Source organism: Microbacterium sp. RD1 (assembly GCF_052220165.1).
Lineage (GTDB): Bacteria > Actinomycetota > Actinomycetes > Actinomycetales > Microbacteriaceae > Microbacterium.
Genome location: NZ_JBQPOL010000001.1, coordinates 387,776 through 412,712 on the forward strand (window position 1 = coordinate 387,776; position 24,937 = coordinate 412,712).

At 70.6% G+C, this 24,937-nt stretch carries 26 protein-coding genes; 15 read left to right on the forward strand and 11 right to left on the reverse strand.

The features are described 5' to 3' along the window. Nucleotides 1–17: 17 nt before the first annotated feature. The 6 genes from ACTU3I_RS01815 to ACTU3I_RS01840 are packed head-to-tail and all read left to right on the forward strand — an operon-like array spanning nt 18 to nt 5,382. The gene (locus tag ACTU3I_RS01815) at nt 18–893 is read left to right on the forward strand and encodes an SIS domain-containing protein (protein ID WP_442923893.1); all 876 of its coding nucleotides are present in this window, start codon (nt 18–20) and stop codon (nt 891–893) included. Beyond that, nucleotides 890–1,756 carry an ROK family protein gene (locus ACTU3I_RS01820; protein WP_442923894.1) on the forward strand — a complete coding sequence of 289 codons (867 nt, stop codon included), beginning with the start codon at nt 890–892 and terminating at the stop codon, nt 1,754–1,756. Before ACTU3I_RS01815 ends, ACTU3I_RS01820 begins: the two co-directional genes overlap by 4 nt. After that, nucleotides 1,753–2,883 (forward strand): N-acetylglucosamine-6-phosphate deacetylase, encoded by a 1,131-nt coding sequence (locus ACTU3I_RS01825; protein ID WP_442923895.1) that lies wholly within the window; start codon nt 1,753–1,755, stop codon nt 2,881–2,883. Before ACTU3I_RS01820 ends, ACTU3I_RS01825 begins: the two co-directional genes overlap by 4 nt. Then, nucleotides 2,868–3,824 carry a 1-phosphofructokinase family hexose kinase gene (locus ACTU3I_RS01830; RefSeq protein WP_442923896.1) on the forward strand — a complete coding sequence of 319 codons (957 nt, stop codon included), beginning with the start codon at nt 2,868–2,870 and terminating at the stop codon, nt 3,822–3,824. Before ACTU3I_RS01825 ends, ACTU3I_RS01830 begins: the two co-directional genes overlap by 16 nt. Then, on the forward strand, nt 3,821–4,657 hold the full coding sequence (locus tag ACTU3I_RS01835; RefSeq protein ID WP_442923897.1) for a class II fructose-bisphosphate aldolase: 837 nt from the start codon (nt 3,821–3,823) through the stop codon (nt 4,655–4,657). Before ACTU3I_RS01830 ends, ACTU3I_RS01835 begins: the two co-directional genes overlap by 4 nt. Beyond that, on the forward strand, nt 4,654–5,382 hold the full coding sequence (locus tag ACTU3I_RS01840) for an acyltransferase domain-containing protein (RefSeq protein WP_442923898.1): 729 nt from the start codon (nt 4,654–4,656) through the stop codon (nt 5,380–5,382). The genes ACTU3I_RS01835 and ACTU3I_RS01840 overlap by 4 nt, the downstream gene beginning before the upstream one ends. A gap of 55 nt (nt 5,383–5,437) precedes the next feature. Here the strand turns inward: ACTU3I_RS01840 and ACTU3I_RS01845 are convergent, their stop codons facing one another. Then, nucleotides 5,438–5,845, reverse strand: coding sequence for a VOC family protein (locus tag ACTU3I_RS01845; protein WP_442923899.1), 408 nt, complete (start codon nt 5,843–5,845; stop codon nt 5,438–5,440). 91 nt (nt 5,846–5,936) lie between these two features. Beyond that, nucleotides 5,937–6,632 (reverse strand): helix-turn-helix transcriptional regulator, encoded by a 696-nt coding sequence (locus ACTU3I_RS01850; RefSeq protein ID WP_442923900.1) that lies wholly within the window; start codon nt 6,630–6,632, stop codon nt 5,937–5,939. 94 nt (nt 6,633–6,726) lie between these two features. Here ACTU3I_RS01850 and ACTU3I_RS01855 point away from each other — a divergent pair, with 94 nt between their 5' ends. From ACTU3I_RS01855 to ACTU3I_RS01865, 3 genes are read left to right on the forward strand one after another with little or no spacing between them, the layout of a single operon-like run. Beyond that, nucleotides 6,727–7,116: a GntR family transcriptional regulator gene (locus ACTU3I_RS01855; protein ID WP_442923901.1), complete on the forward strand. Its 390-nt coding sequence runs from the start codon at nt 6,727–6,729 to the stop codon at nt 7,114–7,116. Beyond that, entirely contained in the window at nt 7,116–8,021 is a 906-nt protein-coding gene (locus ACTU3I_RS01860; RefSeq protein ID WP_442923902.1) for an ABC transporter ATP-binding protein, read from the forward strand. Before ACTU3I_RS01855 ends, ACTU3I_RS01860 begins: the two co-directional genes overlap by 1 nt. After that, nucleotides 8,018–8,704 (forward strand): hypothetical protein, encoded by a 687-nt coding sequence (locus ACTU3I_RS01865; RefSeq protein WP_442923903.1) that lies wholly within the window; start codon nt 8,018–8,020, stop codon nt 8,702–8,704. Before ACTU3I_RS01860 ends, ACTU3I_RS01865 begins: the two co-directional genes overlap by 4 nt. Before the next feature lie 18 nt (nt 8,705–8,722). On the opposite strand, the gene ACTU3I_RS01870 is transcribed toward ACTU3I_RS01865, so the two are convergent. Continuing rightward, nucleotides 8,723–9,034, reverse strand: coding sequence for a chorismate mutase (locus ACTU3I_RS01870; RefSeq protein WP_442923904.1), 312 nt, complete (start codon nt 9,032–9,034; stop codon nt 8,723–8,725). Between the two features lie 99 nt (nt 9,035–9,133). Here ACTU3I_RS01870 and ACTU3I_RS01875 point away from each other — a divergent pair, with 99 nt between their 5' ends. Further along, nucleotides 9,134–10,258, forward strand: coding sequence for an AI-2E family transporter (locus ACTU3I_RS01875; RefSeq protein ID WP_442923905.1), 1,125 nt, complete (start codon nt 9,134–9,136; stop codon nt 10,256–10,258). A gap of 128 nt (nt 10,259–10,386) precedes the next feature. Here the strand turns inward: ACTU3I_RS01875 and ACTU3I_RS01880 are convergent, their stop codons facing one another. Together ACTU3I_RS01880 and ACTU3I_RS01885 are read right to left on the reverse strand one after the other, a co-directional pair. Beyond that, nucleotides 10,387–11,556 carry a lactonase family protein gene (locus tag ACTU3I_RS01880; protein ID WP_442923906.1) on the reverse strand — a complete coding sequence of 390 codons (1,170 nt, stop codon included), beginning with the start codon at nt 11,554–11,556 and terminating at the stop codon, nt 10,387–10,389. After that, entirely contained in the window at nt 11,553–12,842 is a 1,290-nt protein-coding gene (locus ACTU3I_RS01885; RefSeq protein WP_442923907.1) for an adenylosuccinate synthase, read from the reverse strand. Before ACTU3I_RS01885 ends, ACTU3I_RS01880 begins: the two co-directional genes overlap by 4 nt. Nucleotides 12,843–12,924: 82 nt before the next feature. On the opposite strand from ACTU3I_RS01885, the gene ACTU3I_RS01890 reads away from it, so the two are divergent. The 5 genes from ACTU3I_RS01890 to ACTU3I_RS01910 all read left to right on the forward strand — a co-directional run bounded on the left by ACTU3I_RS01890 (nt 12,925) and on the right by ACTU3I_RS01910 (nt 18,577). Then, the gene (locus ACTU3I_RS01890) at nt 12,925–13,647 is read left to right on the forward strand and encodes a Pr6Pr family membrane protein (protein ID WP_442923908.1); all 723 of its coding nucleotides are present in this window, start codon (nt 12,925–12,927) and stop codon (nt 13,645–13,647) included. Next, nucleotides 13,644–14,549: an N-acetylglucosamine-6-phosphate deacetylase gene (locus tag ACTU3I_RS01895; RefSeq protein ID WP_442923909.1), complete on the forward strand. Its 906-nt coding sequence runs from the start codon at nt 13,644–13,646 to the stop codon at nt 14,547–14,549. The genes ACTU3I_RS01890 and ACTU3I_RS01895 overlap by 4 nt, the downstream gene beginning before the upstream one ends. Nucleotides 14,550–14,593: 44 nt before the next feature. After that, on the forward strand, nt 14,594–16,036 hold the full coding sequence (gene argG / locus ACTU3I_RS01900; RefSeq protein ID WP_442923910.1) for an argininosuccinate synthase: 1,443 nt from the start codon (nt 14,594–14,596) through the stop codon (nt 16,034–16,036). Nucleotides 16,037–16,172: 136 nt separating this feature from the next. Continuing rightward, the gene (locus ACTU3I_RS01905; RefSeq protein WP_442923911.1) at nt 16,173–16,769 is read left to right on the forward strand and encodes a hypothetical protein; all 597 of its coding nucleotides are present in this window, start codon (nt 16,173–16,175) and stop codon (nt 16,767–16,769) included. Further along, nucleotides 16,766–18,577, forward strand: a complete 1,812-nt coding sequence (locus tag ACTU3I_RS01910) for a YhgE/Pip family protein (protein WP_442923912.1) — start codon at nt 16,766–16,768, stop codon at nt 18,575–18,577. Before ACTU3I_RS01905 ends, ACTU3I_RS01910 begins: the two co-directional genes overlap by 4 nt. A gap of 30 nt (nt 18,578–18,607) precedes the next feature. Here the strand turns inward: ACTU3I_RS01910 and mnhG are convergent, their stop codons facing one another. Genes mnhG through ACTU3I_RS01940 form a run of 6 tightly spaced genes read right to left on the reverse strand, consistent with a single transcriptional unit; the run spans nt 18,608 to nt 24,914 of the window. Next, complete coding sequence (mnhG, locus tag ACTU3I_RS01915) at nt 18,608–19,009, reverse strand: monovalent cation/H(+) antiporter subunit G (protein WP_442923913.1); 402 nt, start codon at nt 19,007–19,009, stop codon at nt 18,608–18,610. Next, nucleotides 19,006–19,275, reverse strand: coding sequence for a monovalent cation/H+ antiporter complex subunit F (locus ACTU3I_RS01920; protein ID WP_442923914.1), 270 nt, complete (start codon nt 19,273–19,275; stop codon nt 19,006–19,008). Before ACTU3I_RS01920 ends, mnhG begins: the two co-directional genes overlap by 4 nt. Next, nucleotides 19,272–19,841, reverse strand: coding sequence for a Na+/H+ antiporter subunit E (locus ACTU3I_RS01925; protein ID WP_442923915.1), 570 nt, complete (start codon nt 19,839–19,841; stop codon nt 19,272–19,274). The genes ACTU3I_RS01920 and ACTU3I_RS01925 overlap by 4 nt, the downstream gene beginning before the upstream one ends. Beyond that, nucleotides 19,838–21,400 carry a Na+/H+ antiporter subunit D gene (locus ACTU3I_RS01930; protein ID WP_442923916.1) on the reverse strand — a complete coding sequence of 521 codons (1,563 nt, stop codon included), beginning with the start codon at nt 21,398–21,400 and terminating at the stop codon, nt 19,838–19,840. Before ACTU3I_RS01930 ends, ACTU3I_RS01925 begins: the two co-directional genes overlap by 4 nt. Then, complete coding sequence (locus ACTU3I_RS01935; RefSeq protein WP_442923917.1) at nt 21,397–21,978, reverse strand: Na(+)/H(+) antiporter subunit C; 582 nt, start codon at nt 21,976–21,978, stop codon at nt 21,397–21,399. The genes ACTU3I_RS01930 and ACTU3I_RS01935 overlap by 4 nt, the downstream gene beginning before the upstream one ends. Next, nucleotides 21,978–24,914, reverse strand: a complete 2,937-nt coding sequence (locus tag ACTU3I_RS01940) for a Na+/H+ antiporter subunit A (RefSeq protein ID WP_442923918.1) — start codon at nt 24,912–24,914, stop codon at nt 21,978–21,980. The genes ACTU3I_RS01935 and ACTU3I_RS01940 overlap by 1 nt, the downstream gene beginning before the upstream one ends. Nucleotides 24,915–24,937: the final 23 nt, after the last annotated feature.

Here is a 24,937-nt window from a genome sequence, read left to right on the forward strand (position 1 = left end):
TCCCAGGAAGAAGAATGATGAGCCGCACCTTCGTCGACGACGAGATCGCATCACAGCCCCGCACGTGGTCCGAGGCGGTGCAGCTGGCCTCGACCGTGGCGGGCGCGCTCCCTGCGGCCGGCGAGCGCGTCGCCTTCGTCGGATGCGGCACCAGCTGGTTCGTCGCCATGGCCGTCGCCGTCCGCCGCGAGGAGCTCGGACTCGGCGAGTCCGACGCCTTCGCGGCGAGCGAGTTCCCGACGGGGCGACGCTACGATCGCGTCGTGGCCATCTCGCGGTCTGGAACCACGACCGAGATCGTCGAGCTGCTCTCGCAGGTCGACGGACCGACCACGCTCATCACCGCCGTCGCCGACTCCCCGGCGACGGCTCCGGCCGACGACGTGGTCGTGCTCGACTTCGCCGACGAGCAGTCGGTCGTGCAGACCCGCTTCGCCACCAGCGTCGTCGCGATGCTGCGGAGCTCCTTCGGCGACGATCTCGACGGCGCGATCGCCGACGCGCGGATCGCCCTCGACATCGACGTCGACGCGCTCGTCGCCGTCGACCAGTGCACGTTCCTGGCCACGGGATGGGCCGTGGGCCTGGCCTACGAGGCGGCGCTGAAGACGCGCGAAGCCGCGCAGGCGTGGGCGGAGTCCTACCCCGCGATGGACTACCGCCACGGGCCGATCTCGATCGCCCAGCCCGGGCGCCTGGTCTGGAGCCTCGGTGGTACCCCTGCCGGCCTGGAAGCCGAGGTCGCCGCCACCGGAGCGACCTTCGTTGAACACGACCTCGACCCTCTCGCCCGTCTCGTCGTCGCCCAGCGTTTCGCCGTCGCGCTGTCCAAGGCGAAGGGTCTCGACCCCGACCACCCTCGGTCGCTGACACGCTCCGTCATCCTGGCGTGACCGCGACGCTCGCGATCGGGATCGACGTCGGCGGCACGACCGTGAAGGCCGTCGTCGCCGACGAAACCGGTACCGTTCACGCCGAGTCGCGCAGGCCCACCGTGACGCCCGATCCGACGGGCGCGGGCGTCGTCGACACCATCGCGCGAATGCTGGCAGAACTCGACGAAGCCGCACGGCTTCCCGTGGGCGTGGTCGTCCCCGGGATCGTGGACGAGGTCCACGGCCACGCGGTGCAATCGGCGAACCTGGGCTGGTGCGACCTCCCGCTGGCCGCTCTCCTCGAAGCCCGTCTCGGGCGGCCCGTCGGCTTCGGCCACGACGTGCGGGCCGGAGCGCTCGCGGAAGCGCGCTGGGGCGCAGCATCCGATCTGTCTGATGTCGTCGCCTTCGTGCCGGTCGGTACCGGGATCGCCGCCGCCGTCCTCGTGGACGGTCATCCGCTCGTGGGGGGCGGATGGGCCGGGGAGATCGGTCAGCTGCGGATCGCCTCGGGCCCCTTCGCCGGCATGCGCGTCGAAGAGGTGGCCTCCGCCTCCGGAACGGCACGGCGGGCGGGGTCGCCCGACGCGAAAAGCGTGCTCTCGAACGTGCGCGACGGTGACCCTGCCGCGCGGAAGGTGTGGCTCGAGACGATCGACGTTCTCGCCGACGCGCTCGCCGGGCTGACCGCCGGCACCGGAGCCGCGACGATCATCGTCGGAGGCGGTCTCGCCCTCGCGGGGTCGGAACTGTTCGAACCGCTCGAGCGCGCCCTCGATGCGCGCCTGGGGATGCTGCGCCGGCCCGCTCTTCGCCCGGCGCGACTGGGCGACCGGGCGGCCGCCCTCGGTGCGGCGCTTCTTGCGAGGGGGACGACATGAGCGCGCCTGCGGGGTTGCTGCTCACCGCCGCACACGTGGTCGACCCTGATGCTTCGGCGCCCGGATGGCTGCGCGTCGAGAACGGCGTGATCGTCGACCGGGGCGCGGGCACCGCCCCGAACCCCGAGGGTGCGGCGATCTACGAGACCGACGTCGTCATGCCGGGGTTCGTGGACATCCACGTCCACGGTGCGCGGGGCGTCGACTTCGCCGAACTCGGCGTCGACCCCCAGCCGGCGATCGACTATCACGCCGCACACGGAGCCACGACGCTCGTGGCATCGATCGCCACCGGGCCGATGGAGACCACGGCCGCGAGGTTGCGCGAACTGCAGGCGCTGGTGCGATCCGGCGCTCTCGAGGGAATCCACCTGGAAGGACCGTGGCTCTCGCCGCAGCGCCGCGGCGCGCACCGACTCGAGCTGCTGCGATCGCCCGAACTCCGCGAGGTCGAAGCCCTGCTCGAGGCGGCCGGCGGCACGGTGCGAATGGTGACGATCGCCCCGGAACTCCCGGGCGCGATCGAGGCGATCGCCGCGCTGACCCGGCACGGCGTCGTGGCAGCGATCGGTCATACCGACGCGGATGCCGCGACCGCCCAGCGCGCGATCGACGCCGGCGCCACCGTCGTGACACATCTTTTCAACGGCATGCGCCCCCTGCATCACCGCGATCCTGGCCCGGTCGGAGTGGCTCTCGCGCACCGGCAGCTGGCCGTGGAACTCATCGCCGATGGCATCCACGTGGACGACGTCGTGATCGACGCGGTGCTGAGGGCAGCGGATGACTCGCTGATACTCGTCTCCGACGGGATGGCCGCCACCGGGCTCGGCGACGGCGAATACGAGCTCGCCGGATCGCACGTCGTCGTCGCCGGCGGCATCGCGGAGCTCGCCGACGGCACGTCACTGGCGGGAAGCACCGCGACGCTCGGGGGGATCGTGGCGCGCCTTCGCTCGCGAGGAGTCGCGCCCTCGCGACTCCTCGCCGCGGCATCCTCACGGCCCTCCGCCGTTCTCGGCCTGTCCGCCCCGTCCCTGCGCATCGGCGATGTCGCCGACCTTGTCACCGTGGCGGCGGACCGCACACTCCGCACGATGAAGGCGGGGCGATGGCTCGCATCGTGACCCTCACTCCGAACCCCGCCGTAGATATCACCTACACGGTGGACCGGCAGGTTCTCGGGGAGACCGTGCGCGTGCGCGACGTGCAGCGCCGGCCCGGCGGCAAGGGGATCAACGTCGCTCGCGTCGCACGCGCTCTCGGCCGCGACGTGACGACGGTGCACCCTCTCGGCGGCGACAGCGGGCGGTGGATCGAGCGCGCCCTGCACGCCGACGGCATCCCGGCCCGCTACTGCGCGATCGCCGGTGAGACGCGAAGCACTGTCGCGGTCGTCGATGGCATCTCCCATCCGACGATGCTGTCGGAGCCGGGTCCGGCGCTGACCGACGCCGAGTGGGAGGCGCTGCTGACGATGGTGGCCGGATGCTCCGGACCGGGCGACTGGGTCGTCGTCGCAGGGTCCTTCTCGCCGGGGACCGATGGCCTCCGCCTGGATCGCCTCATCTCCGCGGTGCGCCGGCGGGGCGCGAGAGTGCTCGTCGACACGAGTGGTCCGCTGCTCAGGACCGCCGCAGACGCCGGTGCTGATGTCGTCAAAGCCAACGAGAACGAGGTGCAGGATGTGGTCGGCAGCGGCGACACGTCTCATGCTCTGGCCCGGCTGGGCGGAGCCGGCTCGCGCGTCGTGATGTCTCGCGGCGCGCAGGGCCTCCTGCTGCGCGAACCCGACGGCGCTGTTTTTGAGCGCACGGCCGTCCCCGACGTCGCAGGCAACCCGACCGGTGCCGGTGACGCCGCCACCGCCGGCCTCGTCGCTGCGCTCACCGACGGACACGACGTCGACACGGCGCTGGCCTGGGCCGCGGTCCTCGGCGCCGCCGCGGTGCTGCATCCCGTGGCCGGCGAGATCGACGCCGCCCGCATCCCCGACCTGTGCGCGCGCATCGGCCTGCCGCCCGCCATGTCGCCCCTGCCGACCCACCCCGAACGGACCTCGCCATGAGCACCCAGACCACGATCGACCTCGTCTCCGAAGCCCGCCGTGCCGGCATGGGCGTCGGAGCCTTCAACGTGGTGCTGCTCGAGCACGCCGAGGCCATCGCCGCCGGGGCCGAAGACGCCGGCCGACCGGTGATCTTCCAGATCAGCCAGAACTGCGTGGCCTATCACGGTGCGCTGGCGCCCCTGGCGCTGGCCACGCTGAGCATCGCGCGCTCGATGTCCGTTCCGTCGCTCGTGCACCTCGACCACGCCGACGACGTCACGCTGGTACATGAGGCGGTCGAACTCGGCTTTCACAGCGTCATGTTCGACGCCTCGACGCTCCCCTACGACGACAACGTCGCGGCGACACACGACGTGGCGCGCTTCTGCCACGACCGCGGCGTGCTCGTCGAGGCGGAGCTCGGCGAGGTGGGCGGCAAGGACGGAGTGCACGCGCCCGGCGCCCGCACCGACCCGGCCGACGCCGCACGGTTCGTCGAGGCGACCGAGATCGACTGGCTCGCCGTGGCGGTGGGCACGTCGCACGCGATGACCTCGCGCGAAGCCGCCGTCGACACCGCCCTCATCGGACGGATCGCCGAGGCCGTGACGGCTCCGCTGGTGCTCCACGGCTCCTCCGGGCTCTCCGACGACCAGCTGCGAGGAGCCGTGCGCGCGGGAATGACGAAGATCAACATCTCCACGCATCTCAACGGCCTGTTCACCGGCGCCGTGCGCACCGCGCTGGAGGAGGCGCCGGCCCTCGTCGATCCGCGCAAGTACGTGGCCCCGGGTCGGCAAGCCGTCGCATCCGAGATCACCCGCCTCCTGAGGCTGCTCGACGCGGGATGAGCGATCCTGCGGCTCTGCTGGGCCTCGCCGCGTCCCCCGACGTGCCCGACGCGGAGGTGGTGGAACGATTCCGCGCCGTGCTGGCGTCGACCGCGCCGATCCCGGATACCGCGTTCGACGGTCTTTCGGGTCGCGCCGTGCTCGCAGCGCTCGTCGCCGTCGTGCCCGACGCCGTGGCCCGCCACCGGCGGGACGGCATTCCCGGGGCGATCACGCTCGCGAGCCTCCCGGACGTCGGCCGAAAGCACGCCCTTTACGGAGCCGAGACCGTTCTGCCGTGGCTCCTCGGCATCCTCCGCGGTGACGTCGTGCAGGTCGGCCGCCTGCAGGTGGAGCGGACTGCCGGAGTTCACGGGTACGCGTTGCACATCCCCGAGACCGGGGCTCTGCTCCCCGCCGCCGTCGATGCGTCCCTGGCGGCCGCGGTCGAGCTGACGGGAGCGGCGCAGTTCTGCTGCACGAGCTGGCTCCTCGACCCGGTGCTTCCGAGCGCTCTTCCGGGCAGCAACATCGCCGCCTTCGCCGAGCGATTCACGGTGACCGGCACCGCCGAGCCATCCCGAGAGGCGGCCGAGTCGGTGTGCAAGTTCGTGTTCCGCCGGCCTCTCGCCGAGGTGCGGGACGGCGACGCCGTCGAGCCCCGCTCGCGTCTTGAGCGCCTCGTGGTCGCGCAGCTGCGCACCGGCGCGGGGTGGCGAGAGCCGACCGGCATCCTTCCTGCCTGATGCGGAAGCGAGATGCGCCGCGATAACCCCTACGGACGAACGGACGGGGGTCGCGTCACGCCTGGAAGCGTGCGAACTTCGCCGCAGCCTCGGGCGTGACCGGCGTGAACAGATTCACGAGGTTCCCGTCGGGGTCGCGCAGAAGCAGGGACCGGTTCCCCCACGGCATGTCGGTGGGCTTGTTGACCCAGGAGTCCACGGCATCGCGGAGCCGCGCGTACTCCGCGTCGACGTCCGCAACCAGGAACTCGAGAATCGCAGACCGGTTCCGGGCGGGCTCCGCGGCCCCCGGAGCGAAGACCGCAACGGTGCGGGTGCTGCCGATCGCGAGCGTCGCGAACGGTGTCGACAGCTCGGCGAACACCTCGCCGGTGCGGACTGTCGTGCCGCCGGTGATCAGCTCATAGAAATCGGCCAACCGGGCGACGTCGTCGGTGATGACGCGCACAGAGATGAAGTTCACGGATGCTCCTCGGATGAGATGCCGAGACGATCTCGACCACCCGAGCCTCTTCCCCTCGCGCGACAGCGTCCTGTCGGTGTTTGCCGATGTCCTAGAGATCGAGCGTTCGCAGCGTGCCGTACGGGATATCGAGATCCTCTCTGGCCAGTGCGCGCGGCGCGGGCCGTTCGGCTGTCACGGTGACGTCGCGGATGCGCTCGATGCGAAACGCTCGGACACTTCCGCGCATCCGGCACCACGCGACGACGAACCACACGCCATCGGATTCGACGTAGCCCAGCGGCTCGATGTCGCGTGTGGTCTCGCGCCCCTCGCGATCCCCGTAGCGGATCCGCAGTACGCGCCCCGTCGAGAGGGCGTCGCTGACCGCCCTCGGGACTCCCCGCTTCTCGGCCGCGCTCCGGAGGAAGTGCACGCGTTCGGCACGTTCCCGGGCGCGGCGCGCGTCGTCGGGGGTCATGGCGTACGTCAGCTTGCGCATCGCCGCGGCGGCGGCCGGCACGAAGGGCGCCGCATCCATCGACTGCAGGGCGACGGCCATCGCCACGGCTTCGTCGGGGGTGAAGTTCACGGGCGGGAGCGTGTGCCCGGACGACAGACAGTAGCCGCCCGTGCGGCCCGGTTCGGCCCAGATGGGAACCGACGCCTGCTGCAGCGCACTGATGTCTCGCTCCACGGTGCGGATACTCACTTCGAATCGCTCGGCGAGCCATCGCGCGCTCCGCGGACGCGGCGCCACCGCACGCAGTTCCTCCACCACGGCGTAGAGGCGGTCGGTTCTGTTCACGATGCCGACGTTACGCGCGACCCCGGACTTGACAGCCGGGTCCGAGGGATGCATGGTTAGTTACTGAAGTAATGAACCATGTAACGAGGTGCGGGTGATTGAAGAAGGCAAGGCGCTCTTCCTGCAGATCGCGGAGAGCGTCGAAGACGCCATCATCGACGGCAGCCTCCCGGAAGAGGGGCAGGCCCCGTCGACGAACGAGCTCGCCGCCTTCCACCGGATCAACCCCGCCACCGCGGGCAAAGGAGTGAACATGCTCGTCGACAAGGGAGTGCTGTACAAGCGACGCGGTATCGGCATGTTCGTCGCGCCGGGCGCCCGCGAGATGCTGCTGACCGAGCGACGCACCGCCTTCGCGGATCGCTTCGTGGAACCGCTCCTCCTCGAGGCGCGCAAGCTCGGTCTCGGGCCTGACGACCTCACCGCCCTCATCCGCGACCGCGCCGATCGCGCTCCTGACCTCCCGACCGAAAGGACCGCCTGATGACCGCTGTGATCGAGGTGAGGAACCTCACCAAGCGCTACCGCAACACCCTCGCCGTCGAGGATGTGTCCTTCTCCATCGAGAAGGACACCATCTACGGACTGCTGGGGCGCAATGGCGCCGGCAAGACGACCGTGATGTCGATCCTGACCGCGCAGAACTTCGCCACCTCCGGCGACGTGCGGGTGTTCGGGGAGCGCCCCTATGAGAATGCGCGCGTGCTCTCGCGCATGTGCTTCGTGCGGGAGGGGCAGCGCTATCCGGATGACGCGACACCGCGGCACGCCTTTCGCATCGCGCGGCTGTTCTTCCCGAACTGGGATCAGACGCTCGCCGAGCGGCTCATCGACGATTTCCAGCTCCCGCTGAAGACGCGCATCAAGAAGCTCTCGCGCGGTCAGCTGTCGGCCGTGGGCGTCGTCATCGGCATCGCGTCGCGCGCCGAGATCACGTTCTTCGACGAGCCGTACCTCGGGCTCGACGCCGTCGCCCGGCAGGTCTTCTACGACCGCCTCCTCGAGGACTACACCGAGCACCCTCGCACCGTGATCCTCTCGAGCCATCTCATCGACGAGGTCGCGAACCTCATCGAGAAGGTGCTCGTCATCGACCGCGGTCGCATCGTCATGGACGAGGACACGGACGCGGTCCGCGACCGGGCCGCGAACATCGTCGGAGACGCCGCCGCCGTCGACGCCTTCGTCGCCGGCCGCGAGGTGATCCACCGCGAGGGCCTCGGCCGCGTGGCCTCGGTCACGGTGCTCGGGGCGCTCACCTCCGACGACCGTGCCCGCTTGGCGGCCGCCGGCCTCGACGTCGCGTCGGTGTCGCTGCAGCAGCTCATCGTCCGCACGACCCAGAACGCCGCGTCGATCGATGCCGATCGGGAAGGAGCCCTGCGATGAACCGCACGCTCAACGTCATCCGCCTGCAGCTGACGAACCGGCAGACCTACATCTGGGTGCCGCTCATCATCCTCGGCTCGTCGTTCCTCGTGAGCATGCTGGTCTGGGTGATGCTTCCGCCGGGGGCGACGAAGTACAGCGGCGGCGCGCAGGCGCCACTGTGGTACTTCCTCGCCGTCGGGGTGATGGCGCTGACCTACACCTTCCCGTTCTCCCAGGCGATGAGTCTCACGCGTCGCGAATACTTCTTCGGGACGCTCCTCACCGCGGGCCTGACGAGCGGCCTGCTGGCGGTGGTGTTCGTCGGCGGCGGCTTCCTCGAGCAGGCGACGGACGGCTGGGGCATCGACGGCTACTTCTTCTACCTCGCGTGGGTGTGGGAACGCGGACCGGCGTCGGCGTTCCTCACCTACTTCGTGGTCGCGATGATGCTGTTCATCTTCGGCATGTGGACGGCGCTCCTCTACAAGCGGTTCGGTGTGACGGTGCTCGTCTCGACGCTCGTCGGGCTCGGTCTGGCCCTGGTGGGGATCGGCTGGCTCATCGGCCGAGCCGATGCGTGGGGCGACCTGTTCACGTGGATCGGCGTCAACGGCTCACTGGGCCTCACGCTGTGGGGTGTGGTGCTCACCGCCGTCCTCGGCGGGGCGTCCTATCTGACGCTGCGGCGCACGGTTCCCTGACGCCGGCGTCGTTCGCGCTCAGACGGTGTCGGATGCCGCGGCGGTGTGGTGGCGGATGACTTCGGCCACCACGAAGTTGAACCACTTCTCGGCGAACTCGGGATCGAGGTCGGCCTCGCTCGCCAGCCGCTTCAGCCGGGCGATCTGCTGCTCCTCACGCGCCGGATCGGACGCGGGCATGCCGTGCTGGGCCTTGAGCACGCCCACCTGCTTCGTGCAGCGGAAGCGCTCCGCGAGCAAGAAGATGAGCGCGGCGTCGATGTTGTCGATGCTGCCGCGAAGCCCCGCGAGCACCTCGCGCGGATCGGCGGCCGGAGCCGAATCGGTCATGGCGTCCTCCCGCATCCGACCCTATCGGCCCGCGGCGCGTCCGTCGGGCGGGGCGGATGCCGCCGGGGCGGCGGCATCGGCGGCTCTAGAGTGTGACCCATGACCGACGCGACCGACGGCGCTGCCGCGCCCGCCACCCCTCCCCCCGCTCCCGGCGAGCCGGTGGGACGGCCGCGATGGATGGCGTTGGCCAGCCCCTTCTCGGTGGGGTTCTTCTTCACCCTCGGCGGCCTGGTCGCCGTCCTGGTCGGGCTGGCTTTCTCGAACCTGTCCACGGTGATCATCTACATCGTCTTCGCGCTGTTCGCCGCACTGGGTCTTGACCCGGTGGTGCGGTTCCTCCAGCGTCGCGGCCTCGGTCGCGGCTGGTCGATCGCGTTGGTGTACCTCATCTTCGCGGTGATCCTCGCCGGCATCCTGTGGCTGATCATCCCCACGGTCGTGACGCAGATCACGCAGTTCGTCACCGATCTGCCCGGGATCGTGGACGACTTCGCCAAGAGCGACGTGTACGCGTGGCTGCAGAGCACGTTCGGAGCGAGCGTCAGCGACCTGCTCGCCGAACTGGAGAAGTTCGCCACCAACCCCGCGAACCTCGCCGCCATCGGCGGTGGCGTGCTCAAGGTCGGCGCCGGGATCGCCACGGGCATCTCGGGTGTCATCATCATCCTCGTCCTGAGCCTGTACTTCCTCGCGTCCCTCCCGGCGATCAAGGCGTCGTTCGTGCGGCTCGTGCCCGCCCGCAACCGCACCGGGGTCTCGAGCATGACCGATCAGATCACCGACTCCATCGGCGGCTATCTCGCCGGGATGGTGGTGCTGGCTCTGTGCAACTCCGTGCTGGCGTTCCTGCTCTACTTCTTCCTCGGGCTGCCGTTCCCGGCGCTGATGGCCGTGGTCGCGTTCTGCATCACGCTCATCCCGCTCGTCGGATCGGTGCTCTTCTGGATCATCGGGAGCCTGCTCGCCCTCTTCACCGATCCGTTCCAGGCGCTCATCTTCGCCGCCGCCTACCTCGTGTACATGCAGATCGAGGCGTACATCCTCACGCCGCGCGTCATGAACCGCACCATCTCGGTACCAGGGGCGCTCGTCGTGATCGGTGCCCTCGTCGGCGGCACGCTGCTCGGTCTCCTGGGGGCGCTCGTCGCCATCCCCGTGACGGCGTCGATCCTGCTCATCATCAAGCAGGTGATCGTCCCGCGTCAGGACGCGAAGGTCTAGCGCCTCAGTCTCCGATCGGGGGCGAGCCAACGCATCCGTGCGCGAACCCACGCTCCCGTGCCGCGTGGAAGCGTGGGCTGACGCGCGGATGCGTTGGCTCGCTTCCACCCGGCGGAGCCTAGCGCGGGCTAGCGACGCGGGAGCAGGCAGGTCGGCGCGGGCACCGGGGTGACGTATCGCACGCCGCCGGGGACGCCGGTGCGCAGGTCCAGGCTGAGCGAGGCCACCTCGTCCGACCCCTGCCCCGCGACGAGCAGGGTGTCGCGGACGACGACGTGGTGGCGGGGCTTTCTGACACCGGCCTCGACGAGCGCGATCGGCTCCAGCGCGTCGCCCGAGCCGCGCACGCGCAGGACGGCCACGGTGTCGCTGCCGCGGATGCCGGCGTAGAGGAACTCCCCGTCGCGCGACGGGGCGAGCTCGGCCGCGGTGTCGCCGTCGAGAAGGCCCGGCGCCGCCGGCACTCCGCCGATCACGCGCCAGTGCCCCTCCGCATCCGGCGCCAGCACGAAGACCTCGCGCGAGAGCTCCGTCAGCACGTAGAGATGCCCGCTCGGATGCCACACCATGTGCCGCGGCCCGCTCCCCTCGGGGAGCACGACCTGCTGCACACCACGGAGGCGCCCCTCGCGAAGGCGCCACACGCGCACCACGTCGAAGCCGAGATCGGTCGAGACGACGATGCCGCCGGGAAGGAACAGCGCCTCATGCGCGCGTGACACGCGCCCCGACTCCGCGGCCTCGACCACGGGCGCCGGCGGCTCTTCGTCGTAGTCGGGAACGAGCGACCCGAACTCTCCCGCGGCCTGCCGGAGGGCTCGCGCCGCGGCTGCCAGCTCCGGATCGGGCGCGGCGGCCGGCGCGGTCTCGGGACCGTAGGGATCGATCGCTGCCGGCGCGATCGACGCGGCCCCGAGCCCTCCGTCGGCCGCGAGCGGCACCCGCACGAGGCGCCCATCGCCCCAGCAACTGGCGAGGAGGAACGCGCCGTCCGGTGCGACGGCCACGTGGCACACCGCCGCCCCCGCGGCGACGGGCTCGCCGAGCGGAGTTAGACGGTCCTCCGCGACCTGGGCGAATGCCTGCACGCTGCCCGATTCCTCGAGGGCGGCGTACACGACGTCGAGGGCCGGATGCGGCGCCAGCCAGGACGGGGAGGGCGCGGCGACCGCGGTCCCGGTGAACGCCAGCGGCCCCCCGGCCGAGCCGTCGTCGGCGTCGCCGGCCTGCAGCATCCCGATGCCTTCACCGGGCGCGCCGTTGTGATCGGCGCCGTACCCGCCGACCCAGAACCTCATTCGTCGACCAGGGGGGTGCGGACGATGACGGCGTCGCGCGCTGCACCCACCCCGATGACGGAGATGCGCGTGCCGCTCATCTCCTCGAGGGCGAGCACGTAATCCTGCGCCTCCAGCGGCAGCTCGTCGAACGTGCGCGCGCCGGAGATGTCCTTCTTCCAGCCGGGGAAGTACTCGTAGATCGGCTTGGCGTGGTGGAAGTCGGTCTGGTTGACCGGCACCTCGTCGAACCGCTCGCCGTCGACGTCGTATGCCACGCACACCGGGATGCGGTCGAACCCGCTGAGGATGTCGAGCTTGGTGAGGACGAGGTCGGTGATCCCGTTGATGCGCGTCGCGTAGCGCGAGATGGGAGCGTCGTACCAGCCGACGCGGCGCGGTCGCCCGGTGGTGGTGCCGAACTCGAAGCCGCGCGAGCGCAGCAGCTCGCCCTGTTCGTCGAACAGCTCGGTGGGGAAGGGGCCCGATCCGACGCGCGTCGTGTAGGCCTTCACGATTCCGACGATCCGGTCCAGGCGGTTGGGTCCGACCCCGGAGCCTGTCGCCGCCCCTCCCGCCGTCGCGGACGACGAGGTCACGAACGGGTACGTGCCGTGGTCGACGTCGAGCATCGTGGCCTGGCCGCCCTCGAACACCACGACGTCACCGGCATCCAGAGCGTCATTGAGGAGCAGGCTCGTGTCGGCGACCATCGGGCGGATGCGATCGGCGAAGGAGAGCAGGTCCTCGACGATCTCGTCGACGGTGATCGAGCGCCGGTTGAAGACCTTCACCAGCAGGTGGTTCTTCTGGTCGAGCGCGCCCTCCACCTTCTGCCGCAGGATGTTCTCGTCGAAGAGGTCCTGGATGCGGATCCCCACGCGGTTGATCTTGTCGGCGTAGGCGGGGCCGATGCCGCGGCCGGTGGTGCCGATCTGACGCTTGCCGAGGAAGCGCTCGGTGACCTTGTCGAGGGTGCGGTGGTACTGCGTGATGATGTGCGCGTTCGCGCTGATGCGCAGCCGCGAGACGTCGACGCCGCGGGCGCTCAGCGCCTCGAGCTCGTAGAAGAGCACCTCCAAATCGACGACGACGCCGTTGCCGATCACGGGAACCACGCCCGGAGAGAGGATGCCGGAGGGCAGCAGGTGCAGCGCGTACTTCTCGTCTCCGACGACGACGGTGTGACCGGCGTTGTTGCCGCCGTTGAACTTCACCACCCAGTCGGTGCGTTCGCCGAGGAGATCGGTGGCTTTGCCCTTGCCTTCGTCGCCCCACTGGACGCCGACGATCACGATTGCGGGCATGGACGCTCCTCGCGTGTAGTCCGGCGGTACACCCCATCCTATCGAGCCCGCCCCCGGGCGCCGCGGTCGCTAGGGTGGCGCCATGCGGTGGACGGCGTGGACGGTGGCTCGGCTGATCTCCGCAGCCGTGATCCTCACCGCCGTCGTGACGCAGTTCCTCGTCGTGATGGCCGCGGCCGACGCCGACGGGCGCGACGTGCCGACCGTCGCCGCGAACTACTTCAGCTTCTTCACGATCCTCTCCAACATCGCCGGAATCGGCGTGCTCGCGTGGGCCGGTGTGCTCCGCCTGGCCCCGGGCCGGCGCGAGCTGCCCGATCCGCCGGCGTTGAGCGCGGCGTTCCTCTTCGTCGCGTCGTATCTCGTGATCACCGGCGCGGCGTACAACCTGCTGCTGCGGGCCATCTCGATCGGCCCGGACACGGTGCTCTGGGCCAACGAGGTGCTGCACGTCTTCGCGCCGATCGTGATCCTGGCGGATCTGCTGTTCGGCACCGGGCACCGAGCCCTGCGCTGGCGCACAGCATCCGCCGCGCTGGTCTTCCCCCTGGCGTGGCTCGTCTACACGATGACGCGCGCGCCGCTCATCACCTCGCCCGCGAGCGGCACGCCGTACTGGTATCCGTACCCTTTCGTGAACCCGTACGAGCAGGCGGGATGGCCCGGCGTGCTGGCCTACGCGCTCGCGATCGCGCTCGGCATCCTGGCGGTCGCCTTCGCGGGGGCGGCGGTGCTGCGGGTGCGCGCACGCCGAGCGGCCGCGCGCGCACCCCTCACCGAACGCGCGCGGGAGGAAAGAGCATGAGTGTCGACGCGACGGATGCCGCCGGGTTCGTCGACCTGCACTGCCATGGCGGCGCGGGCTATTCCTTCGACGATGCGGACGCCTCCGGGATCGAGGCGGCGCTGCAGTACCACCACGGCCAGGGCACCGATGGCGTGGTGCTGAGCCTGGTGAGCGCTCCCGTCCCCGCGCTCGCGCGGCGGCTCGGCGACCTTCGCCGGATCCTTCCCTCTCTTCCCGGCGCCCTGGGCGTTCATCTCGAGGGCCCGTTCCTCTCCCCCGAGCGCCGCGGCGCGCACGACCCCGACGCACTCACTGTGCCCAGCCGGGAGGCGGTCGGCGCTCTGCTCGCCGCCGGCGAGGGCGTGCTGCGGCAGATCACGATCGCCCCCGAGCTTCCCGGGGCGGCCGAGGCCATCGACGCCTTCGTCGCGGCCGGAGTCACCGTGGCGGTCGGCCACACCCAAGCCGACCACGACACGGCCGCGTCGGCGTTCGACCGAGGTGCCTCGCTGCTGACGCACGCCTTCAACGCGATGCCGGGGCTCGGGCACCGCGAGCCCGGCCCGGTCGGCGCCGCACTCGAGCGCGACCACGTCGTCCTGGAAGTCGTCGCAGACGGGATGCACGTGCACCCCGTGGTCCTCCGCACGCTGTTCGCCGCCGCATCCGGCCGCGTCGCGCTGGTGACGGATGCCATGGCCGCCACCGGCCTCGGCGACGGCGGCTACCTCCTCGGCGGCCTCGACGTCGAGGTGCGCGGCGGGCGTCCTCTGCTGCGCGGGACCGACACCCTGGCGGGGTCGACCCTCACTCTCGCACGCGCGATCGAGGTCGTGGTGGCATCCGGCGTCCCGCGCCCCGATGCCTTCGCCGCCGCCACCAGCGTGCCGCGGCGCGTGCTGGGACAAGACACCCTCTGACGCCGCGGAAAAACGCGGTCGTACGGCCAAATAGACTGGGAGCCATGTCCAAGGTCCTGCAGTCCCTCCCCGTCGGCGAGCGCGTCGGCATCGCCTTCTCGGGAGGGCTCGACACGTCGGTCGCCGTCGCGTGGATGCGCGACAAGGGCGCGATCCCCTGCACGTACACCGGTGATCTCGGGCAGTACGACGAAGACGACATCGCGTCCATCCCGGGGCGGGCCACGCAGTACGGCGCCGAGGTCTCGCGCCTGGTCGACTGCAAGACGGCGCTCGTGGAGGAGGGCTTCGTCGCGCTCTCGTGCGGGGCGTTCCACATCCGCTCCGGCGGACGCACCTACTTCAACACGACGCCTCTCGGCCGCGCGGTCACCGGGACGCTCCTGGTCCGCGCGATGCGGGAAGACGGCGTCGACATCTGGGGCGACGGCTCGACCTACAAGGGCAACGACATCGAGCGGTTCTACCGCTACGGCCTGCTCGCCAACCCCGCGCTGCGCATTTACAAACCGTGGCTCGACGCCGACTTCGTCACCGAGCTCGGCGGCCGCAAGGAGATGAGCGAGTGGCTGCTCGCGCACGGCTTCCCCTACCGTGACAGCGCCGAGAAGGCCTACTCGACCGACGCGAACATCTGGGGCGCGACGCACGAGGCCAAGACCCTCGAGCACCTCGACGTCTCGCTCGAGATCGTCGACCCGATCATGGGCGTGCGGTTCTGGGACCCCGAGGTGGCGATCGAGACGGAGGACGTCACCGTGACGTTCGACCGCGGACGCCCGGTCGCGCTCAACGGCGTCGAGTTCGCCGACCCGGTCGAGCTCGTCCGCGAGGCCAACACGATCGGCGGGCGCCACGGCCTGGGCATGAGCGACCAGATCGAGAACCGCATCATTGAGGCGAAGTCCCGCGGGATTTACGAGGCGCCCGGCATGGCGCTGCTTTTCATCGCGTACGAGCGCCTGGTCAACGGCATCCTGAACGAGGACACCCTCGCCACGTACCACGAGCAGGGCCGGCGCCTCGGGCGCCTCATGTACGAGGGCCGCTGGCTCGAGCCGCAGTCGCTCATGCTCCGCGAGTCGATCCAGAAGTGGGTCGGCTCGACGATCACCGGATCGGTGACGCTGCGCCTGCGTCGCGGCGAGGACTACACGATCCTCGACACCACCGCCCCGCACCTGTCGTACGGACCGGAGAAGCTCTCGATGGAGCGCGTCGGTGACGCCGCGTTCGGCCCCACCGACCGCATCGGGCAACTCACGATGCGCAACCTCGACATCGCCGACTCGCGCACGCGCCTCGAGCAGTATGCCGGCATGGGCCTGATCGGCGGACCGACGGGCGAGCTCGTGGGGCGCGTGACGGCGGGCGAGGCCGACGAGATCATCGAGAGCGCGACGCCGCTCGACGCCGCGCACGAGCGGCTCGCCGAGGCGACGGATGCCGCCGGCGAGGCGGCCGCGTTCGACGCCGGCACCGACTGACCCGCGCCGCCGGCACCGACCGACCGGTCCGCAAGACCCGTCGAGTTGCGTCTTGTGGTCGATATTCCGGGCGGATTTCGACCACACGGCACAAGTCGAGCACGGAAGTGCGGCCGCGACGGAGGAGGATCGAGCGGTGAAGGTCGAACTGCGCGGAGTCGGAAAGGGGCGAGCGCTGCCCGAGACGTCCCTCAGCTACGAGACGGGCGCCGTGACGCTCGCCGTCGCCGAGACCGAGCAGCGTCCGACCGTGATGGGACTGCTCGCATCGGGGCGCATGCGCCCGGCGACGGGCAGTGTCACGATCGACGGCAAGGCCGATGCTGCGGCACTTCGCCGCGCCGTCGCGCTCGTCGATGCGCTCGACGTGTCGGAGCCGGAGCCGAACGTCACGGTCGCGGGCGTCGTCGCCGAGGAGCTCATGTTCGCGGGATCAGCGCCGAACCCATTCGCCGCACGCCGCTGGCTCGACGGGCTGGGGATGGCTGAGGCCGCCGGAATCCCCATCGGCCAGGTGGCGCCGTCGAAGCGGATCCGGATCCTCCTCGAGCTGGCTGCCCTCCGCCCGGGCGTCGGCGGGATGGTGCTCACCTCCCCCGATCGCCATGGGGGCGAGCCGGCGGTGTGGTGGCGCATCGCGCGGGAGTTCGCCGACCGGGGGCTCGCGATGCTCGTGATCGCCGGCGTCGCCTCGAAGACGGTGCTCGGATCTGCCGAGGGGAGCGCGTCATGAAGGTGCCGCAGATGATCGCCGCCGAGCTTCGACGGCTGACGTCGACTCGGATGTCGGTGCTCGCGCTGGTCGCGCTGCTGGCCGTGCCGATCCTCTACGGCGGGCTGTACCTGTGGGCGAATCAGGACCCCTACGGCAGTTTGTCGCGCGTCCCCGTCGCCCTCGTCGTGCAGGACACGGGCGCGCCGGTCGACGGCGAGGATCGCAACTTCGGCGACGAGGTCGCGAAGGAGCTGCTCGACGGCGACACGTTCTCGTGGCACCGGGTGGGTGCACGAGCGGCGGAGGCGGGGCTCGCCGACGGCACCTACGACTTCATGGTCGAGGTGCCTGCGGACTTCTCCGCCGCCATCGCGTCGATCTCGTCAGCCGCGCCGCGCCAGGCCGATCTCGTCCTCCACACGAACGACGCGAACAACTACCTCGCCTCCACCATCGGTACGCAGGCGGTCGCGCGCATCCAGAACACCGTCGCCCACAAGGTGGCCGACGAGGCCGGACTCACGCTGCTGAACGCGCTGCAGACGATCCGCGTGCAGCTCGCCGACGCGGCATCCGGCGCGCAGCAGCTCGTCGACGGCCTGTCCACCGCCCGCGAGGGGAGCGGCTCGCTCGCCGCAGGTGCGGGTGCGCTCGCGGGCGGCACCGCGCAGCTGCGGGACGGCGCGGTCCGCCTGCGCGACGGCGCCGCGCAGGTGGCGGCCGGCACGGCCCAGGTCGACGCGCTCGCGCAGCAGGTGGGCGCCGCGGCGGCGGAGGCGACGGCGCTGCTGCCGCAGGCGCGCGCCGACATCGCGCGGGCTCTCGCCGACGCCGGACTCGATCCGACGCAGATCGCCGAGGTGCTCGCCGACCTCGACCCGCTCGCGCAGCGCCTCGCCGAGGCGAACACGCGCGTGCAGAACGCGGTCACGCAGGCCGACCGCCTCGCCGCCGGCGCCGGGCAGGTCGCATCCGCAAGCGCCGCGCTCGCCGACGGCGCGTCATCCGCGGCATCCGGAGCCGCCCAGCTGAGCGCCGGGGCCAGTGCGCTGGACGCGGGCCTGGGGTCCCTGGCCGATGGTGCGACGCAGCTGCAGCAGGGCCTCGCCGCGGGGGTGGCGCAGATCCCCGACTCCGATGAGGCCACGCGCGCCGCGCAGGCCAAGGCGCTGTCGGACCCGATCGCGGTGTCCTCCGACGCCCTCACCCAGGCGCAGAACTACGGCGCGGGCTTGGCGCCGTTCTTCGCCGCCCTCGCGGGGTGGATCGGCATCTATGCCCTCTTCCTCATCGTGAAGCCGGTCTCGCGTCGCGCGGTGACGGCACTGCACAGTCCCGTCCGCGTGACGCTGGCCGGATGGCTCACCCCCGCCCTCCTCGGCGGGGTGCAGATGCTCGGGCTGTTCGCCGTGCTCGCACTCGCCCTCGGCTTCTCGTTCAGCAACCCGCTCGCGACCCTCGGCATCCTGCTGCTGGCCACGGCGACCTACGCCGCGATCGTGCTGGCCCTGAACGTCTGGCTCGGGGCCGTCGGGCAGTTCCTCGGACTCGTGCTCATGGTGCTGCAGCTCGTGACGGCCGGCGGCACGTTCCCGTGGCAGACGCTCCCGGCCCCGCTCGCCGCTCTGCATCACGTGCTGCCGATGGGTTACGTCGTCGATGCGATGCGGCAGGTCATGTACGGCGGGGATGCATCACGCGTGGGGGTGGACCTCGCGGTGCTGGCCGCGTGGCTCGTGGGCGGAGGCGTGGTCGCCGCGCTCGGCGCGGGCCGCATGTCCCGATTCCGCACCCTCCGCGACCTCCAGCCGAGCATCATCGGCTGATCGGCAGGGCGGCGCGGCAGGGGCGCGGGGTCAGCCGCCGGATGCGGGCGGGGTCTCCCGCTCGGCGCGCAGCTCGTCGGCATACAGGTGCACGCGATCGATCGTCTCGTTGCGATACGCCTGGCGCCCGACCATGTGCGCCGACAGCGGCGCCGTGGCGAACTGGATCAGCACCACCGGCACGAGGAACGCCACCACCGGCCACGATCGCAGCGACAGGGCGATCGCCAGGCAGATGACGATGAGCCCGAGCACCTGCGGCTTCGTGGCGGCATGCAGGCGCATCGGCACGTCGCGGAAACGCAGCACCCCGATGGCGGCGGTGAGGCACAGCAGCGCGCCGAGGAGGATGAGCACGAGGGCGATGCCGTTCAGCCACGCGTCGAGCGGACTGACGGCTTCGGAGATGTCGGATGCGGCGCGGCGGATCATCGGTCGGCGTTGTCCTTCCGTGCGACGAAGCGGGCGATCGAGACCGATCCGAAGACGCCGACGGCGGCGATGACGAGCATGATCGGAAGCGACCGGGTGTGGTGGTTGATCGCCATCTCCGCGCCGAGCACGCACATCACCTCCGTGAGGAGCACATCCGATGCCACCGCCCGGTCGAGGATCGAGGGCCCCACGACGATACGCCACAGCGTGAGCAGCCCCGCGACGGCGAAGACGGCGAAGATGACGATCAGCACGACGTTCATCGCTGTCCTCCCCCGGCCGGCGCCACGCCGACCTCTTCCAGCTGCATCCGCGAGCCGACGGCGCGCACGATGCGTCGTTCGAACCCCAGCACGGCGTCGCGCTGCTTGTCGAGGTCATCGTCGGAGCGGACGCCGATGACGTGGAGGTACAGGATGCGGCGGTCGCGGTCGGCCTCGACGATGAGCGAGCCCGGGATGAGCGAGGCGGTGACGCCGACGTGCGTCATGATGAGGTCGTCGTCGGTGCGCAGCTGCACCGCGATGATGGCGGCTCCCGGCTGGCGCCGCGGGTCGAGCACCTGCAGAGCGACCAGAAGCGACCCTCGCACGACATCGAAGAGGAACGTCACGACGAAGACGAGCCCGTACCAGGGGTTCAGCCGACCCGACAGCTGCACGGGGGGAAGCCGGAAGACCCTCGTCACCGCGACGGCGGCGATGAGACCGGTCAGGAACGCCATGACGGTGAACTGACCCCACAGCAGCATCCACAGCGCGATCAGCCACACGAAGAACGGCAGCTGGCGCCACGCCGCGCGCAGGAGCTCCTTCGCCGAGCGCTTCATTCCTGCACCCCGTCTTCGACCTGCACGACGCTGATCGGCTCGAGGAGGGTCTCGCCGATGCGCACGCACACGTCGTACAGCGGCCCGGCGAACACCGTCAGCGCCACCGTCACGACGACCATTCCGGACGTCGCCGCCGTCATGATGCGCGGGATCACCCGTCGCTCGGTCTGGGTCCCCGCCGCCGGTGCGGCGCCGAGGTACGAGATGCGCGCCTCGGTCTCGGTGGAGTCCTCCTCCTCGCGCCAGAACGCCAGGTTCCAGGCCCGCATGAGGGCGTAGAGCGTCAGCAGCGACGTGACGATGCCGCCCACGATCAGCACGATCATGATCGGGGTGCCCACCTGCGCGGCGGCGTCGAACAGGCCGTACTTGCCGATGAACCCGGAGAAGGGCGGCAGCCCACCGAGGTTCACCGCGGGGATGAAGTACAGCACGGCGATGACCGGCGCCGCCCGCATGAGCCCGCGGACACGGAGGATGGAGGTCGATCCGGCGCGACGCTCGATGAGACCGACAGCCAGGAAGAGCGTCGTCTGCACGACGATGTGGTGCACGGTGTAGTAGATCGTCGCGCCGACGGCGACCGGCGTCGCGATCGCGAGGCCGAAGATCATGTAGCCGATATGGCTCACGAGCGTGAACGACAGGATGCGTTTGAGCTCTGCCTGCGCGAGCGCGCCGAGCACGCCGACGATCATCGTCGCCAGTGCCACGATCATGAGGAGCAGGTTGACGTCGTTGTCGCGGAAGATCTGCGTCTCGGTGCGGATGAGCGCGTACACGCCGACCTTCGTCAGCAACCCGGCGAACACCGCCGTCACCGGCGCGGGAGCGGTCGGGTACGAGTCGGGAAGCCAGAACGACAGGGGGAAGACGGCGGCCTTGATGCTGAAGGCTAGGAGGAGCATGAGGTGCAGGACGAGCTGCGTCTCCTGCGGGAGCTCGGTCATCCGCTCCGACAGCTGCGCCATGTTCACCGTGCCGAGCGCACCGTAGATCATCGCGATCGCGGAGAGGAACAGGATCGACGACACCAGCGACACGACGATGTAGACGACGCCGGTGCGGATGCGCGACTCGGTGCTCCCGAGCGTGATGAGCACGTAGGAGGCCACGAGCAGGATCTCGAAGCCGACGTAGAGGTTGAACAGGTCGCCCGCGATGAAGGCGGTGAAGATGCCGGCCGACAGGATCAGATACGACGGGTGGAAGATCGACACCGGCGTCTCGTCGTCGCCGTCTGCCGCGCCCTGTCCGACCGAGAACAGCAGGACCGCCAGCAGGACGAGGCTGGAGACGACCACGAGCAGGGCCGACAGGCGGTCGACGTAGAGGACGATGCCGAAGGGGATGGGCCATCCGCCCACCGACACCGCCAGCGGGGTGTCGGAGGCGTCGACGATGCCGAGGAGCACCGCGGCGATGCCCAGCACGGCGGTCAGCGTGATGATCGAGACGGCGACCTGGATCTTGCGATGGCGGCCGGAGATGAGGGCGATGCCGGCGCCGAGGAGCGGCAGCGTGACCAGGAGGGGGACCAGGGTGGCGGCGCTCATCGGCTCTCGCCTCCGTCCGGTCCCTCGTCGCGGTCCTCGTGATCGTCGGGTGCCTCCGGCTCGGGATCGCGCCGGCGACGCAGCGGCCGGTCGGAGGGGGCGTCGTCGCGGATACCGGCGAGGTCGGCGTTGCGCAGCAGCCGGATGGGCGACGCGTCGGAGTCGACGAAGTCGGTCGTGGCGTCGTCGTCCTCGTCTTCGACCTCCACGTCCATCTCGTCTTCGTCGGACGGACGCGCCCGCAGCGCCACGTCCTCGAGGTCGTCCTCGACGGTGTCGGCGCGCCCCAGCTGCCATGAGCGGTAGATGAGGGCGAGCAGGAACGCCGAGACGGCGAACGTGATGACGATCGCCGTGAGGGTGAGCGCCTGCGGCAGCGGGTCACTGGTCTCCCTCTCCTCGCCGAAGAACGAGGCGGCCCCCGGCTCTCCCATGACGATGAGCAGGAGCAGATTCGCGGCGTTGCCGAGCAGAAGGAACCCGATGAGCACGCGCGTGAGGCTCCGCTCGAGCATCGCGTAGACACCGCACGCGAACAGCACGCCCATGATGACGATGAGCACGAGCGAGACCGACATCAGGAGAGCACCCCCTGCGCGCGCATCTCCTGCGTCTGCCGGTCGACCTCGGCCCCGAGGCTGCGGAGCACGTCGAGGACGAGTCCGATCACGACGAGGTACACCCCGATGTCGAAGATCGTGGATGTGACGAACTCGACGTGACCGAGCACGGGCACCTCGATCTCGAAGAACGCGCTCGTCAGCGGCGGAGCTCCGAAGAAGAGCGGCACGACGGCGCACCCCACCGCGATGATCATTCCCGTGCCGAGGAGGCGACCGGCGTCGGTCGGGGCGGCGGCGCCGAGCTCGTAGCGTCCGCCCGCGACGTAGCGCATGACCAGTGCCATCCCCGCGATGAGGCCGCCCGCGAAGCCTCCTCCGGGCAGGTTGTGCCCGGCGAACAGCACGTACAGCGACACGATGATGATCGAGTGGAAGAGCACGCGCACGATCACCTCGAGGATGATCGAGCGGTTCTCCGGCCGCACCTTCTGGCCGCCGAGCAGCCACGTCTGCGGGCGGTGGCGGGTGTCGGCGGTGCGCGCCCGCGGCCCCTCCTCGGTCTCCACCAGCAGGGGTCGGCCGCGGGTGCTCAGCCGGGGCAGGGGCGACGTGAACTCGCTGAGCGTGTCGGCGCGGTGCGTGACGAAGACGAGCGAGGCGACGCCGGTCGCGGCCAGGATGAGCACGGACAGCTCCCCCATGGTGTCCCAGCCGCGGAGGTCGACCAGGGCGACGTTGACGACGTTCCGACCGTGACCGATCTCGTACGCCAGCATCGGCCACGCATCCGAGATGGGGCGCTCGACGCGCGCGCCCGTGGCGACGATCGCGACCAGCGCCATCGTCGCGCCCACCGCGATCGCCAGCACGGCGCGAGCGACCGGCCACACCGAGGCGTTGTGCTCCCCCATCCGCGCCGGGATGCGGCGGAGCACCAGCGCGAACGCGACGAGGGTCACCGTCTCGACGAGGATCTGGGTGAGGGCGAGATCGGGAGCCCCGCTCGTGGCGAACAGCACCACCATCCCGAGCCCGGTGACCGAGACGAGGACCACGCCGGTGTACCGCTTGCGCGCGTTGACGGCGAGGAGGCCCGCGGCGATCATCAGCGGGGCGACGGCCAGCTGCGCGGGCGACTGCCAGGCGTCCAGCGCCGCCTGCCATGCCGGGCCGGCCAGCAACGCCGTGCCCTCGGCGGCCACGAACACGAGGAAGATCGTGCCGACATACACCGGCAGGGAGCCGCGCTGGGTGAGCGTGGTGACGAGGACGGCGAGACGAGCGATGGCGCGCAGCGTCACGTTGTACACATCGGTCGCCGTGAACGGCAGCACCCTGACCGAGACGAAACGGCGCACGCGCGCCGTGATCACGAAGACCAGCGCGCCCAGCACGAGCGTGGCGAGGGAGATCCACAGCGCCGGCTCGAAGCCGTGCCACAGGGCCAGGTGGGGCGGGGAGCCGGGCGGCTCGATCCCGGGACTGGCTGGCGCGGCCGTCGCGGCGTACGGCTGGAGGACGATGTCGAGCCACGGCGTCGCGATCCCCGCGACGACCGTGAGTGCCGCGAGCACGACGGGTGCGCCGAGGAAGCCCAGCGGAGGGTCGGGCCAGGACGTCGGCTCCCGCCGGGCGCCCGACGCGTCGCGCTTGGTGGCGAAGGCGCCCCACAGGAAACGCAGCCCGTAGCCGACGGTCAGGACGGACCCGATCGACACTCCGAGAAGTGCGACCCACGCCCACGCCTCGCCGTGCGCAGCCTCCTCCACGAAGGCGGTGAGGGCGCCCTCCTTCGCGACGAAGCCGATCGTCGGGATGATCCCCGCCATGCACGCGACGGCGATCGCCGAGAAGGTGGCGAGGACGGGTGCTTGGCGCCCGACCCCGCTCAACTCCGAGATGTCACGGGTCGACAGCTGCCGATCGATCACACCGACGACGAGGAAGAGCGCCGACTTGAACATCGCGTGGGACAGGAGCAGGGCGAGACCCGCGAGGGCGGCCTCCTGCGTGCCGTAGCCGAGGACGACCGTGAGGAAGCCCAGCTGGCTCACGGTGCCGAAGGCCAGGATGCGTTTGAGGTCGCTCTCCCGCAGAGCCTGGAAGCCGCCGAGAAGCATCGTGAAGACGCCGAGCGAGATCACGATCGGGCGCCAGGGCGCGGCGAAGGCGAAGACCGGCGCGAAGCGCGCGATGAGATAGATGCCCGCCTTCACCATCGCCGCGGCGTGGAGATACGCCGAGACGGGTGTCGGCGCAGCCATCGCGCCGGGCAACCAGAAGTGGAAGGGGAAGATCGCCGACTTGCTCAGCGCACCCACGAGGAGCAGCACCAGCGCCGCATCGACGACGGCTCCCGTCGGAGCGATCGCGAGGATCTCCGACAGGCTCGTCGTCCCCGTCTCCACGACGAGGAGGACGACGCCGACGAGCATCACCAGTCCGCCGATGGTGGTGACCAGGAGAGCCTGCAGCGCCGCGCGGCGGCTCGCACCGCGCGCATGGTAGAAGCCGATGAGGAGGTACGACAGGATGCTCGTGACCTCCCACAGCATCACGAGCACCACGATGTCGTCGGTGAGCACGAGTCCGTACATGGCGCCCGCGAACGCGAGGAGCACGGCGGAGAACTGCCCGACGCCCTGGGTCTTGCCACCGAAGTACCAGCGGCAGTAGAGCATGACGAGGGCTCCGACGCCGGTGACCACCAGCGTCAGCAGCCATCCGAGGGTGTCCATCCGCAGCGAGATCTGAATCTCCAGCGCCGGGATCCAGTCGTATGCCTCGAACGGAATGTCGCCCGACAGCACCGCGGGCGTCGCGAGGATCGCCTGGACGAAGGCGGCGACGGGAAGAAGCGCCGCGATGTAGAAGGCGCGCGCTCCGAGGCGGGAGACGAGCCAGGGGAGGGCGAGCGGAACGACGCAGAACGCAGCGAGGAGGAGCAGCACGGCGGCCTCCTCGGGGTCGACGG

Excerpts from the sequence above, each read along its gene's own strand:
- ACTU3I_RS01815 (WP_442923893.1), top strand. The coding sequence starts at position 18 with ATGAGCCGCACCTTCGTCGACGACGAGATCGCATCACAGCCCCGCACG.
- ACTU3I_RS01825 (WP_442923895.1), top strand. The coding sequence starts at position 1,753 with ATGAGCGCGCCTGCGGGGTTGCTGCTCACCGCCGCACACGTGGTCGAC.
- ACTU3I_RS01830 (WP_442923896.1), top strand. The coding sequence starts at position 2,868 with ATGGCTCGCATCGTGACCCTCACTCCGAACCCCGCCGTAGATATCACC.
- ACTU3I_RS01835 (WP_442923897.1), top strand. The coding sequence starts at position 3,821 with ATGAGCACCCAGACCACGATCGACCTCGTCTCCGAAGCCCGCCGTGCC.
- ACTU3I_RS01840 (WP_442923898.1), top strand. The coding sequence starts at position 4,654 with ATGAGCGATCCTGCGGCTCTGCTGGGCCTCGCCGCGTCCCCCGACGTG.
- ACTU3I_RS01860 (WP_442923902.1), top strand. The coding sequence starts at position 7,116 with ATGACCGCTGTGATCGAGGTGAGGAACCTCACCAAGCGCTACCGCAAC.
- ACTU3I_RS01865 (WP_442923903.1), top strand. The coding sequence starts at position 8,018 with ATGAACCGCACGCTCAACGTCATCCGCCTGCAGCTGACGAACCGGCAG.
- ACTU3I_RS01870 (WP_442923904.1), bottom strand. The coding sequence starts at position 9,034 with ATGACCGATTCGGCTCCGGCCGCCGATCCGCGCGAGGTGCTCGCGGGG.
- ACTU3I_RS01875 (WP_442923905.1), top strand. The coding sequence starts at position 9,134 with ATGACCGACGCGACCGACGGCGCTGCCGCGCCCGCCACCCCTCCCCCC.
- ACTU3I_RS01880 (WP_442923906.1), bottom strand. The coding sequence starts at position 11,556 with ATGAGGTTCTGGGTCGGCGGGTACGGCGCCGATCACAACGGCGCGCCC.
- ACTU3I_RS01885 (WP_442923907.1), bottom strand. The coding sequence starts at position 12,842 with ATGCCCGCAATCGTGATCGTCGGCGTCCAGTGGGGCGACGAAGGCAAG.
- ACTU3I_RS01890 (WP_442923908.1), top strand. The coding sequence starts at position 12,925 with ATGCGGTGGACGGCGTGGACGGTGGCTCGGCTGATCTCCGCAGCCGTG.
- ACTU3I_RS01895 (WP_442923909.1), top strand. The coding sequence starts at position 13,644 with ATGAGTGTCGACGCGACGGATGCCGCCGGGTTCGTCGACCTGCACTGC.
- argG (WP_442923910.1), top strand. The coding sequence starts at position 14,594 with ATGTCCAAGGTCCTGCAGTCCCTCCCCGTCGGCGAGCGCGTCGGCATC.
- ACTU3I_RS01910 (WP_442923912.1), top strand. The coding sequence starts at position 16,766 with ATGAAGGTGCCGCAGATGATCGCCGCCGAGCTTCGACGGCTGACGTCG.
- mnhG (WP_442923913.1), bottom strand. The coding sequence starts at position 19,009 with ATGATCCGCCGCGCCGCATCCGACATCTCCGAAGCCGTCAGTCCGCTC.
- ACTU3I_RS01920 (WP_442923914.1), bottom strand. The coding sequence starts at position 19,275 with ATGAACGTCGTGCTGATCGTCATCTTCGCCGTCTTCGCCGTCGCGGGG.
- ACTU3I_RS01925 (WP_442923915.1), bottom strand. The coding sequence starts at position 19,841 with ATGAAGCGCTCGGCGAAGGAGCTCCTGCGCGCGGCGTGGCGCCAGCTG.
- ACTU3I_RS01930 (WP_442923916.1), bottom strand. The coding sequence starts at position 21,400 with ATGAGCGCCGCCACCCTGGTCCCCCTCCTGGTCACGCTGCCGCTCCTC.
- ACTU3I_RS01935 (WP_442923917.1), bottom strand. The coding sequence starts at position 21,978 with ATGTCGGTCTCGCTCGTGCTCATCGTCATCATGGGCGTGCTGTTCGCG.